Source organism: Arthrobacter sorbitolis (genome assembly GCF_054510995.1).
On sequence record NZ_JBTNDM010000001.1, the window covers coordinates 44,321 to 60,598 of the forward strand.

The 16,278-nt window shown below is 69.4% G+C and carries 16 protein-coding genes; 13 read left to right on the forward strand and 3 right to left on the reverse strand.

Annotated features, from left to right (window positions below; translation table 11 throughout):
* The first annotated feature begins 20 nt into the window (after positions 1-20).
* From ACX80K_RS00220 to ACX80K_RS00235, 4 genes are all read left to right on the forward strand, one after another.
* A complete protein-coding gene (locus tag ACX80K_RS00220) occupies positions 21-830 on the forward strand; it encodes an ABC transporter ATP-binding protein (RefSeq protein WP_459269889.1) in 810 nt (269 codons plus the stop codon).
* Positions 812-2,377 carry a transporter gene (locus ACX80K_RS00225; protein WP_459269890.1) on the forward strand — a complete coding sequence of 522 codons (1,566 nt, stop codon included), beginning with the start codon at positions 812-814 and terminating at the stop codon, positions 2,375-2,377. The genes ACX80K_RS00220 and ACX80K_RS00225 overlap by 19 nt, the downstream gene beginning before the upstream one ends.
* Positions 2,378-2,660: 283 nt before the next feature.
* The gene (locus ACX80K_RS00230) at positions 2,661-3,266 is read left to right on the forward strand and encodes a DUF6318 family protein (RefSeq protein ID WP_459269891.1); all 606 of its coding nucleotides are present in this window, start codon (positions 2,661-2,663) and stop codon (positions 3,264-3,266) included.
* 350 nt (positions 3,267-3,616) lie between these two features.
* The gene (locus tag ACX80K_RS00235; protein ID WP_459269892.1) at positions 3,617-4,243 is read left to right on the forward strand and encodes a PKD domain-containing protein; all 627 of its coding nucleotides are present in this window, start codon (positions 3,617-3,619) and stop codon (positions 4,241-4,243) included.
* A gap of 285 nt (positions 4,244-4,528) precedes the next feature.
* On the opposite strand, the gene ACX80K_RS00240 is transcribed toward ACX80K_RS00235, so the two are convergent.
* Positions 4,529-5,944: an HNH endonuclease gene (locus ACX80K_RS00240; protein ID WP_459269893.1), complete on the reverse strand. Its 1,416-nt coding sequence runs from the start codon at positions 5,942-5,944 to the stop codon at positions 4,529-4,531.
* Between the two features lie 173 nt (positions 5,945-6,117).
* On the opposite strand from ACX80K_RS00240, the gene ACX80K_RS00245 reads away from it, so the two are divergent.
* From ACX80K_RS00245 to ACX80K_RS00255, 3 genes are all read left to right on the forward strand, one after another.
* Positions 6,118-6,417, forward strand: a complete 300-nt coding sequence (locus tag ACX80K_RS00245) for a DUF3039 domain-containing protein (protein WP_459269894.1) — start codon at positions 6,118-6,120, stop codon at positions 6,415-6,417.
* Between the two features lie 175 nt (positions 6,418-6,592).
* A complete protein-coding gene (locus tag ACX80K_RS00250; RefSeq protein WP_459269895.1) occupies positions 6,593-8,050 on the forward strand; it encodes an MFS transporter in 1,458 nt (485 codons plus the stop codon).
* Positions 8,047-9,822: a DEAD/DEAH box helicase gene (locus ACX80K_RS00255; RefSeq protein ID WP_459269896.1), complete on the forward strand. Its 1,776-nt coding sequence runs from the start codon at positions 8,047-8,049 to the stop codon at positions 9,820-9,822. Before ACX80K_RS00250 ends, ACX80K_RS00255 begins: the two co-directional genes overlap by 4 nt.
* Before the next feature lie 59 nt (positions 9,823-9,881).
* Here the strand turns inward: ACX80K_RS00255 and ACX80K_RS00260 are convergent, their stop codons facing one another.
* Positions 9,882-10,502 (reverse strand): isochorismatase family protein, encoded by a 621-nt coding sequence (locus tag ACX80K_RS00260; RefSeq protein WP_459269897.1) that lies wholly within the window; start codon positions 10,500-10,502, stop codon positions 9,882-9,884.
* Positions 10,499-11,809 carry a nicotinate phosphoribosyltransferase gene (locus tag ACX80K_RS00265; RefSeq protein WP_459270652.1) on the reverse strand — a complete coding sequence of 437 codons (1,311 nt, stop codon included), beginning with the start codon at positions 11,807-11,809 and terminating at the stop codon, positions 10,499-10,501. The genes ACX80K_RS00260 and ACX80K_RS00265 overlap by 4 nt, the downstream gene beginning before the upstream one ends.
* A 140-nt stretch (positions 11,810-11,949) precedes the next feature.
* Between ACX80K_RS00265 and clpS the strand changes: the two genes are divergently transcribed.
* The 6 genes from clpS to rdgB all read left to right on the forward strand — a co-directional run bounded on the left by clpS (position 11,950) and on the right by rdgB (position 16,203).
* Entirely contained in the window at positions 11,950-12,258 is a 309-nt protein-coding gene (gene clpS, locus ACX80K_RS00270) for an ATP-dependent Clp protease adapter ClpS (RefSeq protein WP_459269898.1), read from the forward strand.
* Between the two features lie 5 nt (positions 12,259-12,263).
* Positions 12,264-12,839, forward strand: coding sequence for a DUF2017 domain-containing protein (locus ACX80K_RS00275; protein ID WP_459269899.1), 576 nt, complete (start codon positions 12,264-12,266; stop codon positions 12,837-12,839).
* A gap of 157 nt (positions 12,840-12,996) precedes the next feature.
* The gene (gene murI / locus ACX80K_RS00280) at positions 12,997-13,905 is read left to right on the forward strand and encodes a glutamate racemase (protein ID WP_459269900.1); all 909 of its coding nucleotides are present in this window, start codon (positions 12,997-12,999) and stop codon (positions 13,903-13,905) included.
* The gene (locus tag ACX80K_RS00285) at positions 13,902-14,699 is read left to right on the forward strand and encodes an MBL fold metallo-hydrolase (protein WP_459269901.1); all 798 of its coding nucleotides are present in this window, start codon (positions 13,902-13,904) and stop codon (positions 14,697-14,699) included. Before murI ends, ACX80K_RS00285 begins: the two co-directional genes overlap by 4 nt.
* Positions 14,700-14,783: 84 nt before the next feature.
* Positions 14,784-15,575: a ribonuclease PH gene (gene rph / locus ACX80K_RS00290; RefSeq protein WP_459269902.1), complete on the forward strand. Its 792-nt coding sequence runs from the start codon at positions 14,784-14,786 to the stop codon at positions 15,573-15,575.
* Positions 15,568-16,203, forward strand: coding sequence for an RdgB/HAM1 family non-canonical purine NTP pyrophosphatase (rdgB, locus tag ACX80K_RS00295; RefSeq protein WP_459269903.1), 636 nt, complete (start codon positions 15,568-15,570; stop codon positions 16,201-16,203). Before rph ends, rdgB begins: the two co-directional genes overlap by 8 nt.
* The last annotated feature ends 75 nt before the right edge of the window (positions 16,204-16,278 follow it).

Below are 16,278 nucleotides of genomic sequence, written 5' to 3' on the forward strand. Positions count from 1 at the left end.
CGCGTTGCTAGCGTGACAGCATGAGTTCCCTCGTGCCATCGCCGACCGATGAGAACAATCCGCAGGCCAGGACCGGTACGGCCGCCCTCAGCATCCGTGGTCTCGCCAAGCGCTTCGGGGAGAAGATCGCCGTCAACGGCATCAGCCTCGACGTGCCGCCCGGCTCCTTCTACGGGCTCGTCGGGCCGAACGGGGCCGGCAAGACCACCACGCTCTCCATGGCCACGGGCCTGCTGCGCCCGGACTTCGGGTCGGTCACGGTGCACGGCGTGGACGTGTGGGGACAGCCGCTCGAGGCGAAGAAGCTGATGGGTATCCTGCCCGACGGCGTCCGGCTGTTCGACCGGCTCACCGGCGAGCAGCTCGTCACCTACGCGGGACTGCTGCGTGGCATGGACCGCGAGACGGTGATGGAGCGTACGGGGGACCTGCTGCGCGCCCTCGACCTGACCAACGACGCCGGCACGCTCGTGGTGGACTACTCCGCGGGCATGACGAAGAAGATCGCCCTCGCGTCCGCCCTGATCCACGCACCGAGACTGCTGGTCCTCGACGAGCCGTTCGAGTCCGTCGATCCGGTCTCGGCCGCGAACATCCGCGACATCCTGGCAGGCTATGTGCGCTCCGGCGGGTCGGTCATCGTGTCCAGCCACGTGATGGACCTCGTGCAGCGCATGTGCGACCACGTCGCTGTCATCGCGGCAGGGACCGTCCTCGCGGCGGGCACCGTCGACGAGGTCCGCGGGGACGCCACACTGGAGGACCGCTTCGTCGAGCTCGTCGGCGGCCGCAGCACGTCGGAAGGACTGTCGTGGTTGCGGACCTCCTGAGGCTCAAGCTCCTCCTGCTGCGCAACTCGCTCAGGCGGAGCACGGGCCAGCTCATCGGTGTGATCCTCGGCGGGCTCTACGGGCTGGGTCTCCTGGGCGTGCTCGTGGTCGGTCTCGTGCTGCTCGGCACGGCGGAGGTCGAGCTGATCCGGACCATCCTCGTGATCGGCGGTTCGGCGACCGTGCTCGGCTGGATCATCATCCCCATCGCGGCGACCGGCATCGACATGACGCTCGACCCCGCGCGGTTCGTGACCTTCGCGATCCCCATGCGCCAGCTGCTCGCCGGGCTGGTCCTGGGCGGCGTCCTGGGCATCCCGGGCGTGGTGACGCTCATCGCCTCGCTGACGCAGGCGATCACCTGGATCCGCTATCCGGCGGCCGCCCTGACGGCCCTCGTCTGCGGTCTGCTCGCCGTGCTGTTGTGCGTAGTCGCCTCCCGTCTCGTGACCACCGCGGTGTCCTCCATGACAGGATCACGCCGCTTCAAGGACGTGAACGGCATCGTGGCGTTCATCCCCCTGATCTTCCTCGGCCCGATCATCGGGGGAGTGACCGCCGGATTCCAGAGCTCGCCCGGTTTCGCGCGGTCCCTCGCGGACGTCCTCGCCTGGACTCCGCTCGGTGCCCTCTGGGCCGCGCCGGCCGACGTCGCCGCGGGCGAACCCGGGGCGGCCCTCCTGAAGTTCCTGATCGGCGCGGCGACGCTGGTGCTGTTCCTCGTGCTGTGGAGCCGCAGCCTCACCCATGCCCTGGTTACACCCCCCTACAACGCGGTGTCCAAGCGCGCCGGTGGGAACCTCGGCTGGTTCGCCCGGTTCCCTGCGACTCCTGCCGGGGCCATCGCCGCGAGGGCGCTGACCTACTGGCTCCGCGACCCGCGGTATTCCGCGTCCCTCGTGGTGATCCCGTTCGTCGCGGTGCTGCTGTACTTCTCCGGAGGAGGATCGGGCACGGCTTTCGCGTTCCTCGGACCCCTCACCGCGTTCCTCCTCGCCTGGTCCATCTCGGCCGACATCTCCTACGACAACACCGCCTTCAGCCTCCACGTCTCCACCGGCGTGAGTGGCCGCGACGACCGCCTCGGTCGTGCTGCCGCGCTGCTGGTCTTCGCGTTGCCGATCACCCTGGTGTTCACGGTAGGGCCGTTGCTCCTCACCGGCCGCACCGAGGATCTGCCCGTGATGCTGGGACTGTCGATCGGCCTGCTGCTGACCGGCGCCGGGCTGTCGAGCATCGTGTCGGCGCGATACACCTACAACGTCCCGCTGCCCGGGGAGAGCGCCTTCAAGACGCCGCCGGGCACGAACTTCACGATGTTCGCCGTCCAGTTCATCGGGTGGTTCGTCATGCTGCTTCTGGCGCTGCCCGAGATCGTCCTGACGGTCGCCTACTTCGTGACAGGGCAGGCGCTGTACGGCTGGCTGACCCTCCTGATGGGGTGCGTCCTCGGCGGAGTGCTGCTGGTGGTCGGCATCAGGACGGGCGGGCGGTGGTACGACCGCCGGGCGCCGGAGCTGCTTCTGGCCGTCTCCGCCAACCGCTGACTTACTAAGGCATCCTCGGGAGTGCGCCGAGTGGCGGTTTCCCGAGCCGGCGGACTCCCGCCAAACGGCAGGCGCGGCGGAGGAGCTCCGAACATCCGTCGAGTCCCGCGGCATTCAGGGTGTGCATAACCCTGTAGCGGATGAGCGCTTGGGACTATGCTGAGGCGCATTCCGGGTCGCTGGACGACTGTGATGGGGGAGTTGCGTGTTCCTTGTGCGGGCAATTAGTCGTGGTCGACGCGGTCGTCGTCGAACGGTGGTGCCGGGGTTAGCCGGCGCGGTTGTGGCGCTGGTACTGCTGACGGGGTGCCAGAGCGATCCGGATCCGACGACGGAACCGGGCCCTGAGCCGCCGCCGTCCTCCTCCTCCGCATCGTCGTCTGCTTCCGCGGTGCCGACAGCGTCAGCCACTCCTGAGCCCTCACCGGCTTCCTCGGCCGGGCCGGCAGCGAACATCCCCGTGCCGGTGAAGCCCGCGCTGGCGGACGAGAACTCGGCTGAAGGGCTCGAGGCATTTACGGAGTACTGGTTTGAGCTGTTCTCCTACGGTTACGAGACGAACGACTGGGCACCGTTTAATGCTGTGACCGACCCCGGCTGTAGGACGTGTGAACAAACGCGTGAGGTCGTGCGAGGTTCCTACTCCGATGGCGGTTGGATTCGAGGAGGAGAATTCGAATTGCTCGACTTCAGTGTCGATTTTCGAGTGAACACATCGGGCTCAATTCAAGGGTTTGTGGATTACCAGCAGTCAGACCTTATGTACTACGACAAGCACGGCCGCGGGTTACTAGAGAAAGCGCCGGAGGCATCGTTGAATACTATTTATGCTGTGTATCAAGAAACTGGGTGGCTCCTGCTTGACTTCGGGAAACCCGAGGGAACCTAATGAGGTCTCTCAGGACGATAGTCCCCACTTTGTTCTTGGTTCTCCTTTGTATGACTTCTGTGTCTCCTTCCTTCGCGGAGAGCGAACGGCCATCCGCGTTCGCTGAGAACAACGAGTTCGGAGCTGCTAATTTGTCGCAATCGCAGAAATCCCGATCGCTTGGGGCGTCTGGGTCATCCAGTGGGTCGAAATCGTCGCGTGTTGCCGCGGAGCCAGCCGCATTGCCAGCAGATGACGGTATTGAGTACACGTATGAGCGTGCATGTACGGCCGGTGCTGAAGAAGCCTTGAACCCTGCCACCTGTCCGCGGATGAATGCTCAATGTGCAGCACAGGAGGACGGGATCCTGGTGAACTGGATCGCCGTGGACACCAAGGTGCAGCCTCCGACGCGGACACCCACGGGCCGCTCCTCGTGCATGTACCCAGGTCAGCCGCCTGAGCCGCCGATCGAGGGCGGGGTGATTCCCGAGGAGCTACCGATCGTGATCACGCTCGAAGAGTTCCAGAAACAGCCCGTCCTTGCGGCGACGATCCTGTCGCAGCCCTCGAATTTCGGGCTACGGAACGCCCACTCGAACATCTATGCGGAGGCCCAGGAGCAGGAATTCGCGTTCGACTTCCAGGACGCGTCGATTGTTCTCAAAGCCCGGCCGGTGTCCTACCGATGGGACTACGGTGACGGCTTCAGCACGACGACCTCCACGCCCGGTGGCCCCATCATCGAGAACGCTTTCAACACGCCCACAGCGACGAGCCATCAGTACGCTCGAACCGGGGACTTCCAGGTCACAGTGACCACGTTCTTCGCCGGGGACTATTCGGTCGATGGTGGTCCGTTCCAGCCGGTCGCGGGAGAAGCGGCGGTCGTGTCTGCGCCGCATCTCATGAGTATCTGGCGGACCCAGTCCCACCAGGTAAGTCAGGACTGTTTGGAGAACCCGACCGGTATCGGCTGCGAACCACCCACGCGCTGACCGCCGACCGCCAGTCTGCTGACCTCCTTCGTCACCGTCAGCTCGTTACGGCCAGCTCGTTACGGCCAGGTCGCTACCGTCAGTTTCTGATCAGTGGCCCGGTCAGGACATTCCAGGGGGTCCATGGCCGCCACCATCGGCCGGCCGCCTGGTGTTCTCCTTCGGCCTGCATCCTCGGGTGCCCGCCATCTCGCACCCGCAGATCCCTGGCGGTTGCTTCCTGCGAGCGTTGGGCTCGGAGTTATCGACGGTGCAGTGCTTGTCCCATCGCTGGGTCTGCGCGGGTCAGAAGGGGGGTTGGTCGGGTTCGGTGGTGTAGGTGCGGCCGGTGGGTGAGGTGGCGGTGAGGGTGCCGGGGGTGTTGTAGCCGGTGGGTGTTCCGGTGGGGCTGCCGGGTGTGTCGGGTGTGTGTTGGTTCTGGGTGTCGTGGGTTTGGGTGTAGTGCCAGATGCCTTGGGTTTTGAGGTGGTGGTGTTTGCGGCAGAGGGAGGCGAGGTTGGTGGCGTTGGTGGGTCCGTGGTGGGACCAGGGCACGGTGTGGTCGAGGTCGCAGCGGGAGGCGGGGATGGTGCAGCCGGGGTGGCGGCAGGTTTGGTCGCGGACGCGGAGCCAGTGTTTGAGGTCGGCCGGGACGGTGTAGGTGGTGCGGCCGACGCTGAGTACGGCCCCGGTTTCGGGGTGGGTGAGGATGCGGGTGAAGGAGGGGGCGTGGGCGGCGAGGCGGCGGGCGATGTCGGCGGGGATCGGTCCGTAGCCTTCGAGGTCGGCGGGGGCGTCGTCGACGCCGAGGAGGGTCAGCACGGGCACGGTGACATTGACGTGCGCCCGGATCCGGGGCCCCACCCCACCATTCGACGCACTCTCCGACCCGCCCGCCGTCCCCGATCCGGTGCACCCGGTGCACCCGGTGCAGGGGGTGCAGGGGGGTGGGTCGGTGAGGAGGAGGTCGGTGAGGATGTCGGTGCGCAGTTGGGTCAGGGTGCGGGTCTCGGTGGGGGTCTGTAGAGAACGGGCGGTGCTGGTGAGGCGGGTGTCGATGGCGGTGGCGTCGGTGGCGGGCAGGTGGACGTGCAGCCAGGCCATCGCGTCGTGGTCGGGTTCGAGGTCGACGCGGCGGCGGGTGGTGGCGGTCGCGGCGCGTTGGTGGAGGGTCTCGGGGTGCAGTCGGGTGCGCAGGGTCCGGGCTTTGCGGGCGAGGCGGCTGGTGGTGGTCTCGGCGGCCAGGGGCAGGAGCTGGTCTTCGAGGAGGGCCGCGGTGGTCGCGGGCAGGCCGGTGTATTCGTGGAGCAGGGTGGTCGCGTGGGCCCAGGAGATCGTTCCGGCGTGCAGGGCCGCGTGGGTGCGGGGGTGGTGGTTGACCAGGACCGCGGAGTGCTGGACGAGGCGGTGGGCGGTGCGTTCGGGGATGCGCAGCAGGCAGGCCAGTTCGGTCGCGGTCGTGGTGTCGGCGAGGTTCGTACGGCGCCGCCTGACGGGTTTCTCAGAGGATTGTCCGCCGGGTTGCCCACCGGGTTGCCCATGGGATTGCTGATGGGTTCGCCCGCCGGACTGGTAGTCGAAGAATTCGTCTTCGAGGAGTTGGTGGAGTTCCTCGGTGGCGGTCGCGAGGTCCGCGTCGATGCGGGCTTTGTCCGCGGCGAGGGACAGGATGCGGGCGTCGATCCGCTCGCATTCGGCCCGATACTCCGCGGTCGTCCTCATGCACCGATGATCCCGCCCACCACCGACACTATGAGGCCGCCAGGATCACCTCCCGGCCACCCGACAGGAAACAGTTCATCGGGCGGAAGCGGGGCGATTTCAAGGGAGGAGTCATGGGCGATTACCGCCGTCGACCCTGCAGGGCGGGTGCGGTCGGGCGATAGACTGGGCCCATGACTATGCCCGCAGATCCCTTCGCCAACGACCCCCTCGACGCCGGTGCAGGCGGCTCCACGGCGACCATCGAACGTGAGGAACTCCGTCAGGAGGTGGAGCCCGGGGACGCAGAGCGCTTCGCGCACTACGTCCGCAAGGAGAAGATCATGGAGTCCGCCTTCACCGGCGAGCCCGTGATCGCACTCTGCGGCAAGGTGTGGACCCCGGGCCGGGATCCGGAGAAGTTCCCGGTCTGCCCCGAGTGCAAGGAGATCTACAACGGCCTCCGCCCGGGCAAGGACAAGCCCGAGGACTGACGACCGCCCGGCGCCGCACGCGACGCGCGCCGCTCCCGACCGCCCTCGGTGCGCGTCGAGGAGGCATTGCGGCGACGCGTCCGGCTCGGACGAGTGCCCCGACCGGAGTGGGTGAGTGCTACAGCCGACCGCGCCCGGCCTCCACGAGGGGACCACGCCACGAGAACAAGGTGACATGAGCAAGACCGCCAAGACGGCAGGGAACAGGACGGCAGGAGTGATGTCGCCCGAGCTGCGCCCCCTCACCATCGGCATCCTCGCCATCATCACCTGCGCGGCCTTCGAGGCGATGGCCGTCATCACCGCGATGCCGTCCGTTGCCCGTGAGCTCTCCGGCGAGTCCAGCTACGGCCTCGCCTTCTCGATGTACCTGACGGCGTCGTTGCTCGGTACCGTCGTCGCCGGCTCATGGTGCGACCGCAAGGGCCCCCGGCCCGCCCTCGCCGTCGGGCTGGGCCTGATGATCCTCGGACTCCTCGCAGCGGGAGCGGCTCCGGACTTCTGGCTGGTCACGGTGGGCCGCGCGGTGTCCGGTCTCGGCGGGGGCTTCATGATCGTGGCGGTGTACGTCGTCATCGGACGATCCTTCCCCCAGAAGGCGCAGCCGGTCGTGTTCGGCTGGCTCGCCGCCGCATGGGTGCTGCCTGCGCTGATCGGTCCCGTGGTCGCGGGATTCGTCACGGAGAACTTCGGGTGGCGCTGGGTGTTCCTCGGCGTCGCCCCGGTGGTGCTCGCCGCCGTCGTGATCGTGTGGCCGAAGACGAGGAAGCTCGGTCCTATGGAGGCGACCGAGACGGGCCCCGCGAAGAGCCGGGTGCTGCGCGGCGTCGCCCTGGCCGGGGGCGTCTTCGCCGCCCAGTGGGGCGTCGTACGGCTCGCGGACACGCAGGACCCCGATGCGGCGACCGTGGCGGGCCTCGTGGTCCTGTCCGTCGCGGGCGTCGTCGTCGCCCTCCTCGTCCTGCCCCCGCTCCTGCCCAGGGGCACCCTCGTCCTCGCCCGGGGGCTGCCGAGCATCATCGCGACACGCGGCATCGTGAACATCGCCTTCTTCGGGACGGAGGCGTTCATCCCCCTGATGCTCGTGAATTCGAGGGACATCGATCCGGGAACCGCCGGGCTCACGCTGAGCGCCGGTGCGCTCGGCTGGAGCGCCGGCTCCTACGTCCAGGCGCGGGTGACGTTCAATCGCCGGTGGCTGCTCGTCGCCGGGTCCTCCATCCTCTCGCTGTCGCTCGGCGGCTTCGCCCTCGCGACGGCCGTGGAAGCCCCGTTGTGGGTGCTGGCCGTGGTGTGGGGACTGTCGGGCTTCGCCATGGGGATGACGCTCTCCAGCACCTCCGTGCTGGTGCTGAAGCTCTCGGCGCCCGCCGAGCAGGGGCGCAATTCGGCCGCGTTGCAGATCTCCGACCAGCTCGGCGGCGTCGCAGGGACAGCCGGGGCCGGTGCCCTCTTCGCGCTGCTGCACGACCCCGCGGACCCGGGGCACGTGCCGACCTTCGTTGCGATCTGGCTGGCTCTGTGGGTGTTCACGGCAGCGGGTATAGTTTCGGGTCTGAGAGGGGCCAGGTCATCCGATGACGGTCCCGGTCTCGCCCCCAGAAAGTCAATGGAAGGTACTGTCCCGGCGTGAGTAATGACACCCTGTTCGGTGCCGGCGCAGCCCTGCCCCCCGCATATCCGGAGCGCGCGGCCTGGGGTACGGCCCCCAAGCTGCGCCAGTGGCAGAGCGAGGCGCTGGAGAAGTATTTCCTCGCATCGCCGACCGATTTCCTCGCAGTGGCCACCCCGGGCGCGGGCAAGACCACCTTCGCCCTGCGGGTGGCGACCGAGCTCGTCGATCGCGGCGTGGTCAACCGGGTCACGATCGTCGCCCCGACCGACCACCTCAAGCGCCAGTGGGCCGATGCCGCCGCGAAGGTCGGCCTCGCGATCGACCCCAACTTCAAGAACGCGGACGGCCGTCATGGCGGTGCCTTCATCGGCGTCGCCGTGACCTATGCGCAGGTCGCCAGCAAGCCCATGCTGCACCGCGCGAAGACGGAGGCCGCCCGCACCCTCGTGATCCTCGACGAGATCCACCACGGCGGCGACGCACTCTCCTGGGGCGACGGCATCCGTGAGGCCTTCGAACCGGCGGCACGGCGCCTCGCGCTGACCGGGACGCCCTTCCGCTCGGACACCGCGGCGATCCCGTTCGTCGAGTACACCGAGGACCGCGACGGCATCCGCCGCTCGCGCGCCGACTACACCTACGGCTACGGTCAGGCCCTCCGCGACCACGTGGTCCGGCCCGTCATGTTCATGGCGTACTCGGGCCAGATGCGCTGGCGGACCAGTGGCGGCGAGGAGATGGCGGCGTCGCTCGGCGAGGCGTCGGTGACCAAGGACATCACCGCCCAGGCGTGGCGGACGGCGCTCAACCCGGCCGGCGAGTGGATCCCGTCGGTCCTCGCCGCCGCCGACAAGCGGCTCACCGAGGTGCGGCGCACCGTGCACGACGCCGGCGGACTCGTCATCGCGACGGACCACGACGACGCCCGCGCCTACGCCGGACAGCTCAAGCGGATCACGGGGGAGTCCCCGACCGTGATCCTGTCCGACGACGCGAAGGCGTCCTCGAAGATCGAGGACTTCTCCGCGGGCGACAAGCGCTGGATGGTCGCTGTGCGCATGGTGTCCGAGGGGGTCGACGTCCCGCGCCTGGCCGTCGGCGTCTACGCCACCTCGACCGCGACCCCACTCTTCTTCGCGCAGGCCGTCGGCCGGTATGTGCGAGCCCGACGCCGCGGCGAGACGGCGTCCATCTTCCTGCCCTCGGTGCCGAACCTCATGGCGCTCGCGAACCAGCTCGAACTCGAACGCGACCACGCCCTCGACCGTCCCGAGAAGGACGACGAGGGATTCGGCCTCGAGGACGCGCTCATGGAGGCCGCGAACCGCGAGGACAAGGCGTCGGACTCCCTCACGAAGCAGAAGTTCGAGGCCCTCGAATCGCAGGCGTCCTTCGACCGCGTCCTGTTCGACGGCGGCGAATTCGGGACCGGCGGCGAGATGGGCAGCGAGGAGGAACTCGACTTCCTCGGCATCCCCGGACTGCTCGACGCCGACCAGGTGGGCCAGGTGCTGCGCCAGCGCCAGCAGGAGCAGCAGTCACGCCGCAAGACGCGCCACGCGGCAGCGCCCGCCGAACCGCTCGTGGTGGACCATCGCCAGCTCACCGAGCTGCGCGGCCAGCTCGCCAAGAACGTGTCGGCATGGGCCGCACGGACCGGGATGCCGCACGGCCAGGTGCATACCGAGCTGCGCCGCCAGTGCGGCGGGCCCGCCGTGGCGCAGGCCAACGAGGACCAGCTCCAGCGCCGCCTGCAGAAGCTGCAGGACTGGTTCATCGGCAAGAAGTAGGACCACACGGACGAAGGCCGGGCTGGATCACCAGCCCGGCCTTCGTGCATCCGGGAGCTCTAGCGGGTCAGCTCGACGCCGGCCGCCTCCAGCTCCTCCAGGGCCTCCTCAGATTTGTCCTCGTGCACGCCGCGGACGAGGTCAGCCCTCACCGTGACGGAGTACCCGGCCTGGAGCGCATCCAGGGCCGTCGCGCGCACGCAGTAGTCCGTCGTGAGGCCCGCGATCACGACCTCGTCGACGTCGTGGTCCTGCAGCCAGTCATCGAGGGTCATGGGGTCCTCGTCGCTCTCGGTGGCCCCGCCGAGCTTCTGGTCCCCGGTCGGGACTTCGTCATCGGGCGCCTTGACGCCCTCGAAGCCCGAGTAGGCGGCCTCGAACTGGCCCTTGCGGAACACCGCGTCGATGCTCTCCGTGTCGAGGTCGCGGTGGAACTCCGCCCCCCTCGTGTCGGCGACACAGTGCACCGGCCACGAGTCGGTGAAGTCGGGCTCGTCGGAGAAGTGCGCCCCCGGGTCGATGTGCCAGTCCTGCGTCGCGACGATGTAGTCGTAGGAGCCGGCCTGCCCGTCGATGTGGTCGCTGATGTCGGCCGCGACCTGGGCGCCGCCCTGCACGGCGAGCGAACCGCCCTCGCAGAAGTCGTTCTGCACGTCCACGACGATCAATGCGCGCGTCATGATGCTGCCTCCTCGTACTCGGTGGGGATGACGGGTTCGCCGCGCTGCAGGCGCCGGACGGCCCCCGGCAGCTCGGCGACGGATCGGGTGTGGCGCTCGGCCGCCCGGTGGACGGCCTCCGGCCCGGTCCAGCCGGGCAGGACGACGCCGTCCTTCACGAACTGCTGCACGAGCGGGCGGTCGTCGCCGTCGTTGGCCGGGCTGATCCCGATGCCGACGACCTCGGTCTGGGCGATCCCGTGCTCGTCGAGCCTGCGCAGTGCCTGCTTCAGCCCGCCCACCGATGCCTTGTTCTTCGCCGCCTTCGCCACGGAGATGAAGGTGCCCTCGTCGTCCTGCCGGCTCACGAGCTTGTAGACCATGCCCGCGGTCGGCGCCCCGGAGCCCGTGACGAGGGACGTGCCGACGCCGTAGGAATCGACAGGGGCCGAGGCGAGGAGCCCGATGGCGAACTCGTCCAGGTCCGAGGTCACCAGGATCTTGGTGGTGTGGTTCCCGAGGTCATCCAGGAGCTGCCGCACCCAGCGGGCCTGGGCGACGAGGTCGCCGGAGTCCAGGCGGACGGCGCCGAGCTCCGGGCCCGCCACCTCCACGGCCGTGCGGACGCCCTGTTCGACGTCGTACGTGTCCACGAGGAGCGAGGTGCCCCGGCCGAGCGCGGCGACCTGCGCCTCGAACGCGGCACGCTCGGAATCGTGCAGGAGTGTGAACGAGTGGGCGGCCGTGCCGACGGTCGGGAGGCCGTACCGGCGGCCCGCCTCCAGGTTGGACGTGCTCGCGAAACCGCCGATGATCGCGGCGCGGGCGGCGGCGACGGCGGCTTCCTCGTGCGTGCGGCGCGACCCCATCTCGATGCAGGGGCGTCCGGCGGCCGCGCCCGTCATCCGCGATGCGGCGGAGGCGATCGCGCTGTCGTGGTTGAGGATCGAGAGGACGAGCGTCTCGAGGATGCAGGCCTCGGCGAACGTGGACTCCACCGTCAGGATCGGCGAGTTCGGGAAGTACGCCTCACCCTCCGCGTACCCCGAGATGGAGCCGGTGAACCGGAAACCGGCCAGGAAGGCGAGGGTGGTGTCGTCGACGATCCCGTGGTCGCCGAGGAACGCGAGCTGCGCGTCGTCGAACCGGAAGGTCTCGAGGGCCTCCAGCAGGCGTCCGGTCCCCGCGACGACGCCGTAGCGCCGGCCCGCCGGCAGGCGGCGTGCGAAGGCCTCGAACACCGACCGGCGGTGGGCGGCCCCCGAGTGCAGCGAGGCCTGCAGCATCGTGAGCTCGTACTGGTCGGTGAAGAGCGCGCTGTTGGGCATGTTCACGGCGGGAGGCACCGCACCGGCAGCGTCGGACGGATCGGTGGTCAGGGCGTTGGTCACCCTCAAAACGATAGCGGTGTGCCCGGGGTGCGAGTACCCGGGCAACGGGTCGGGGCGGAGCGACCTAGACTGAGGGGATGACCGTAGGCTTTGCAACCGGCACCGACACCCTGGAAGAGACGCGGACGGCCGAGAAGACCGACCTCGACCAGCCCTGGGTCGTGGTGGTCTGGAACGACCCCGTGAACCTCATGAGCTACGTGAGCTACGTCTTCCAGACGTACTTCGGCTACAGCGAGGCCAAGGCGCGCACCCTGATGCTCGAGGTCCACGAGCAGGGCCGTTCCGCCGTCGTCTCCGGCAGCCGCGAGAAGGTGGAGCAGGACACCGTCGCCCTGCACTCCTACGGACTGTGGGCCACCTTCGAGAAGAGCGGAAGCGAGTAGGCCCGATGGCGAAACCGTTCAAATCGACGCGCCGCGGTATCACCGGAGCGCTGGAACCGGGTGAGGCGCGCCTCCTCGGAGCCCTGCTCGACGACGTCATCTCCATGCTCGAACCCGAGACGGGTCCCAGCGACGATCCGCTGGCCGCCCTCGTGGGCATGTCCGGTGTCGATGCCGAGTCCACGGCCCCCGACGACTCGGCGGTCCGCCGCCTCCTGCCCGACGCCGTCCGCGGGGACGACGACGAGGCGCTCGCCTTCCGTCGCCTGACCGAGCGGTCGCTGCGGGAGCAGAAGATCGGTGCCCTGCGCAGCAGCGCCCTCGCGATCGAGTCGAACCCGATCGCGCTCACTGACGAGCAGGCGCGCCTCCTGGCGCAGGCCCTCAACGACGTCCGGCTGGTCCTGGCCGATCGGCTCAGCATCGAGACGGAGGAGGACGCCGAACGGCTCCACGACGTCGCGGACTCCAAGGACGTCGACGACGTCGAGTCCTACCTCGCGCTGGTGTACAACTTCATCACGTGGCTCCAGGAGTCGCTCGTGCAGGCGATGCTGAAGGCGGCCCGGCTGCAGCGCTGACCCCGAACCGTGGCGGAATCGTCTACGGAGCGCACGGGACAGCACCCGGACAGCGCCCGGACAGCGGCAGGAACGTGCGGGTGGGCGACGGGCTGTGACAAAACCCACGGATCGGCGAATAGTTTTCGTCGGCGGCACGCCATATTCTCGGAGGATCATGAGCCCAGAGCCAGCGAACCCCGACCGCAGCGCAGCGCCCATCGGCATCTTCGACTCCGGCGTCGGGGGACTGACCGTCGCACGAGCCGTCATCGACCAGCTCCCGCACGAGTCCATCATGTACGTCGGCGACACGGCGAACGGTCCCTACGGGCCGCTCCCGATCGCCCGGGTGCGCGCCCACGCGCTGGGCGTGATGGACGAACTCGTCGACTCCGGCGTGAAACTCCTGGTCATCGCCTGCAACTCGGCGTCCGCGGCCGTGCTCCGCGACGCGCGGGAACGCTACACCGCCCGCTACGGCATCCCCGTGATCGAGGTCATCCAGCCCGCCGTGCGCCGCGCCGTGGCGTCCACCCGGTCGGGCCGGATCGGCGTCATCGGCACGAGCGCCACCGTCGGGTCCCGCGCCTACGACGACACCTTCGCCGCCGCGCCGCACCTCGACGTCACGTCCGTGGCCTGCCCTGCCTTCGTCGAGTTCGTGGAAGCCGGCATCACAGGCGGCCCGGCGCTGCTGAGGACGGCCGAGGAGTACCTCGCGCCCCTGAAGGACGCGGACGTGGACACGCTCGTCCTCGGCTGCACCCACTACCCGCTGCTGACGGGCGTCATTTCCTACGTCATGGGCGACGCCGTGACCCTCGTCTCCAGTGCGGAGGAGACCGCCAAGGACGTGTACCGGGCCCTCGTCTCCCACGACCTCGAGCGGACCGGCACGGCGCCCGCCGTGCACCGCTTCATCGCCACGGGCGACGCCGCGGGCTTCGAGGTGCTCGCGCGCCGCTTCCTGGGACCCGAGGTGCTCAGCGTCCAGCACGTCGACCACGTCGCCGCCCAGTACCCGACCGGCAGCCTCGCGCGGATCACGCCCGAGATGATCGCCGCCGGGTTCCCGCCGGCATGAAACTCACCATCGTCGGCTGCAGCGGATCCTTCCCCGGCCCCCAGTCCCCGGCGTCCTGCTACCTGTTGAGCGCCGAATGGGAGGGGCGCACGTGGCGCATCCTCCTCGACCTGGGCAACGGCTCCCTCGGGGCCCTCCAGCGGTACATGGACCTGCGCGAGATCGACGGCGTGTTCCTCTCCCACCTCCACCCCGACCACTGCATGGACCTGTGCGGTCTCCACGTCGCCGTCCACTGGGACCCCTCGGGCTGGGGTCTGCCCCGCATCCCCGTCTGGGGTCCGGCGGCGACGGCGGACCGGATGGCCAGTGCCTACGGCCTCGACCTCGATCCGGGGATGCACGAGGACTTCGACTTCCGCTCGTGGGAGGACCGTTCCGCGGTGTCCGTGGGTCCCTTCACGATCACGCCCTACCGGGTCCTGCACCCCATCGAGGAGGCCTACGCGCTGCGGGTCGAGGTGACCGAGGCGGATGCCGGGGGCACCCCCCGCCCGCATGTCCTCGCCTACTCGGGGGACACCGACGCCTGCGACGGACTGGTGGACGCGGCCCGGGACGCCGACGTCTTCCTGTGCGAGGCCGCCTTCCACGAGGGCCGGGACGACGCGATCACCGGCGTGCACCTCACGGGCAAGCGCGCGGGCGACGTCGCGACCCGCGCGTCCGCCAAGCGCCTCCTGCTGACCCACCTCCCGGTCTGGAACGACGCCAACGTCGCCGTGAGCGAGGCCAGGGAGAGCTACGAGGGCCACCTCGCCGTCGCCGTCGCCGGCGTCTCCTACACGGTGTGACGCACGCCCCGGCAGGGCCCGCACCGGTCCGCCGTACCCGATCGCGGGACGCCCTCCGGGGCGCCCGCGTCTAGACTGGAAATCATGACTTCCGCGAACTCCACGCCCGTGCCGCCCTCCGCCACTACCCGGACTCCTGTGCTGCGCGCGGACGGCAGGACGCCCGACCAGCTGCGCAACATCAGCATCACGCGCGGTTGGTCCAAGCAGGCCGAGGGGTCGGCGCTCATCGAATTCGGGAACACGCGGGTCCTCTGCACGGCGAGCCTGACCAGCGGGGTGCCCCGCTGGCTCAAGGGGGAGGGCAAGGGCTGGGTGACCGCCGAGTACGCCATGCTCCCGCGCGCCACGAACACCCGCTCGGACCGCGAGTCCGTCAAGGGCAGGATCGGCGGCAGGACCCACGAGATCTCGCGGCTGATCGGCCGCTCGCTGCGCTCCATCATCGACACCAAGGCGCTGGGGGAGAACACGATCGTCCTCGACTGCGACGTCCTGCAGGCCGACGGCGGGACGCGGACCGCCGCGATCACCGGCGCGTACGTCGCCCTCGCCGACGCCATCCGGTACGCCAAGGACAAGAAGCTCATCCCCGCCTCGGCGTCCCCGCTCACCGACACGGTCGCCGCCATCAGCGTGGGCATCATCGACGGCGTCCCCATGCTCGACCTGCCCTACGTCGAGGACGTGCGCGCGGAGACGGACATGAACGTCGTGGTCACCGGTTCGGGCAAGTTCGTCGAGGTGCAGGGCACGGCGGAGGGCGCGCCGTTCGACCGCGCGGAGCTCGACGCCCTGCTGGACCTCGCCCTCCTCGGCACCGCGCAGCTCGCGCAGATCCAGATCGACACCCTCCGGGACTCCTCCGGTGTCTGACGCGCCACGGCCCCGGCTGGTCCTCGCCACCCGGAACGCCGGGAAGCTGAGGGAGCTGCGCGAGCTGCTGCGCGGGCAGGTGCCCGGGCTCGACGTCGACACGCAGGTCGTCGACGCCGAGACCGCGGGTGCACCGGACGTGGTGGAGAGCGGCGTGACCTTCGAGGAGAACGCGCTGCTCAAGGCGGAGCAGGTGGCCGCTGCCACCGGCCTGCTCGCCGTGGCCGACGACTCGGGCCTCGCCGTCGACGTCCTCGGCGGCGCCCCGGGGATCTTCTCGGCACGCTGGGCCGGGCGGCACGGCGACGACGCCGCGAACCTCGAACTCCTCCTGGCACAGCTCGCCGACATCCCGCACGAGCGGCGGGGCGCGGCCTTCGTCTGTGCCGCGGCCCTCGCGTACCCTCCCGGAGCGTCCCCCGGCAGCTCCACCGAGCGAGGCGAACTGCGGGGATCGCTGCTGACCGCCCCGCGGGGCACGGGCGGCTTCGGCTACGATCCCATCCTCGTACCCGAGGGACTGGACCGCAGCTGTGCCGAGCTCGCACCGGCCGAGAAGAACGCCATCAGCCACCGGGGCATCGCATTCAGGGCGCTGCTGCCGCACCTCGTCGAGGCACTCCGCTGAACACCCCGCGGCACCGCCCACGGCGGAGCATCCACATGAGCACCACCAGCCCGGACGGCACGCATGCCGCCCACC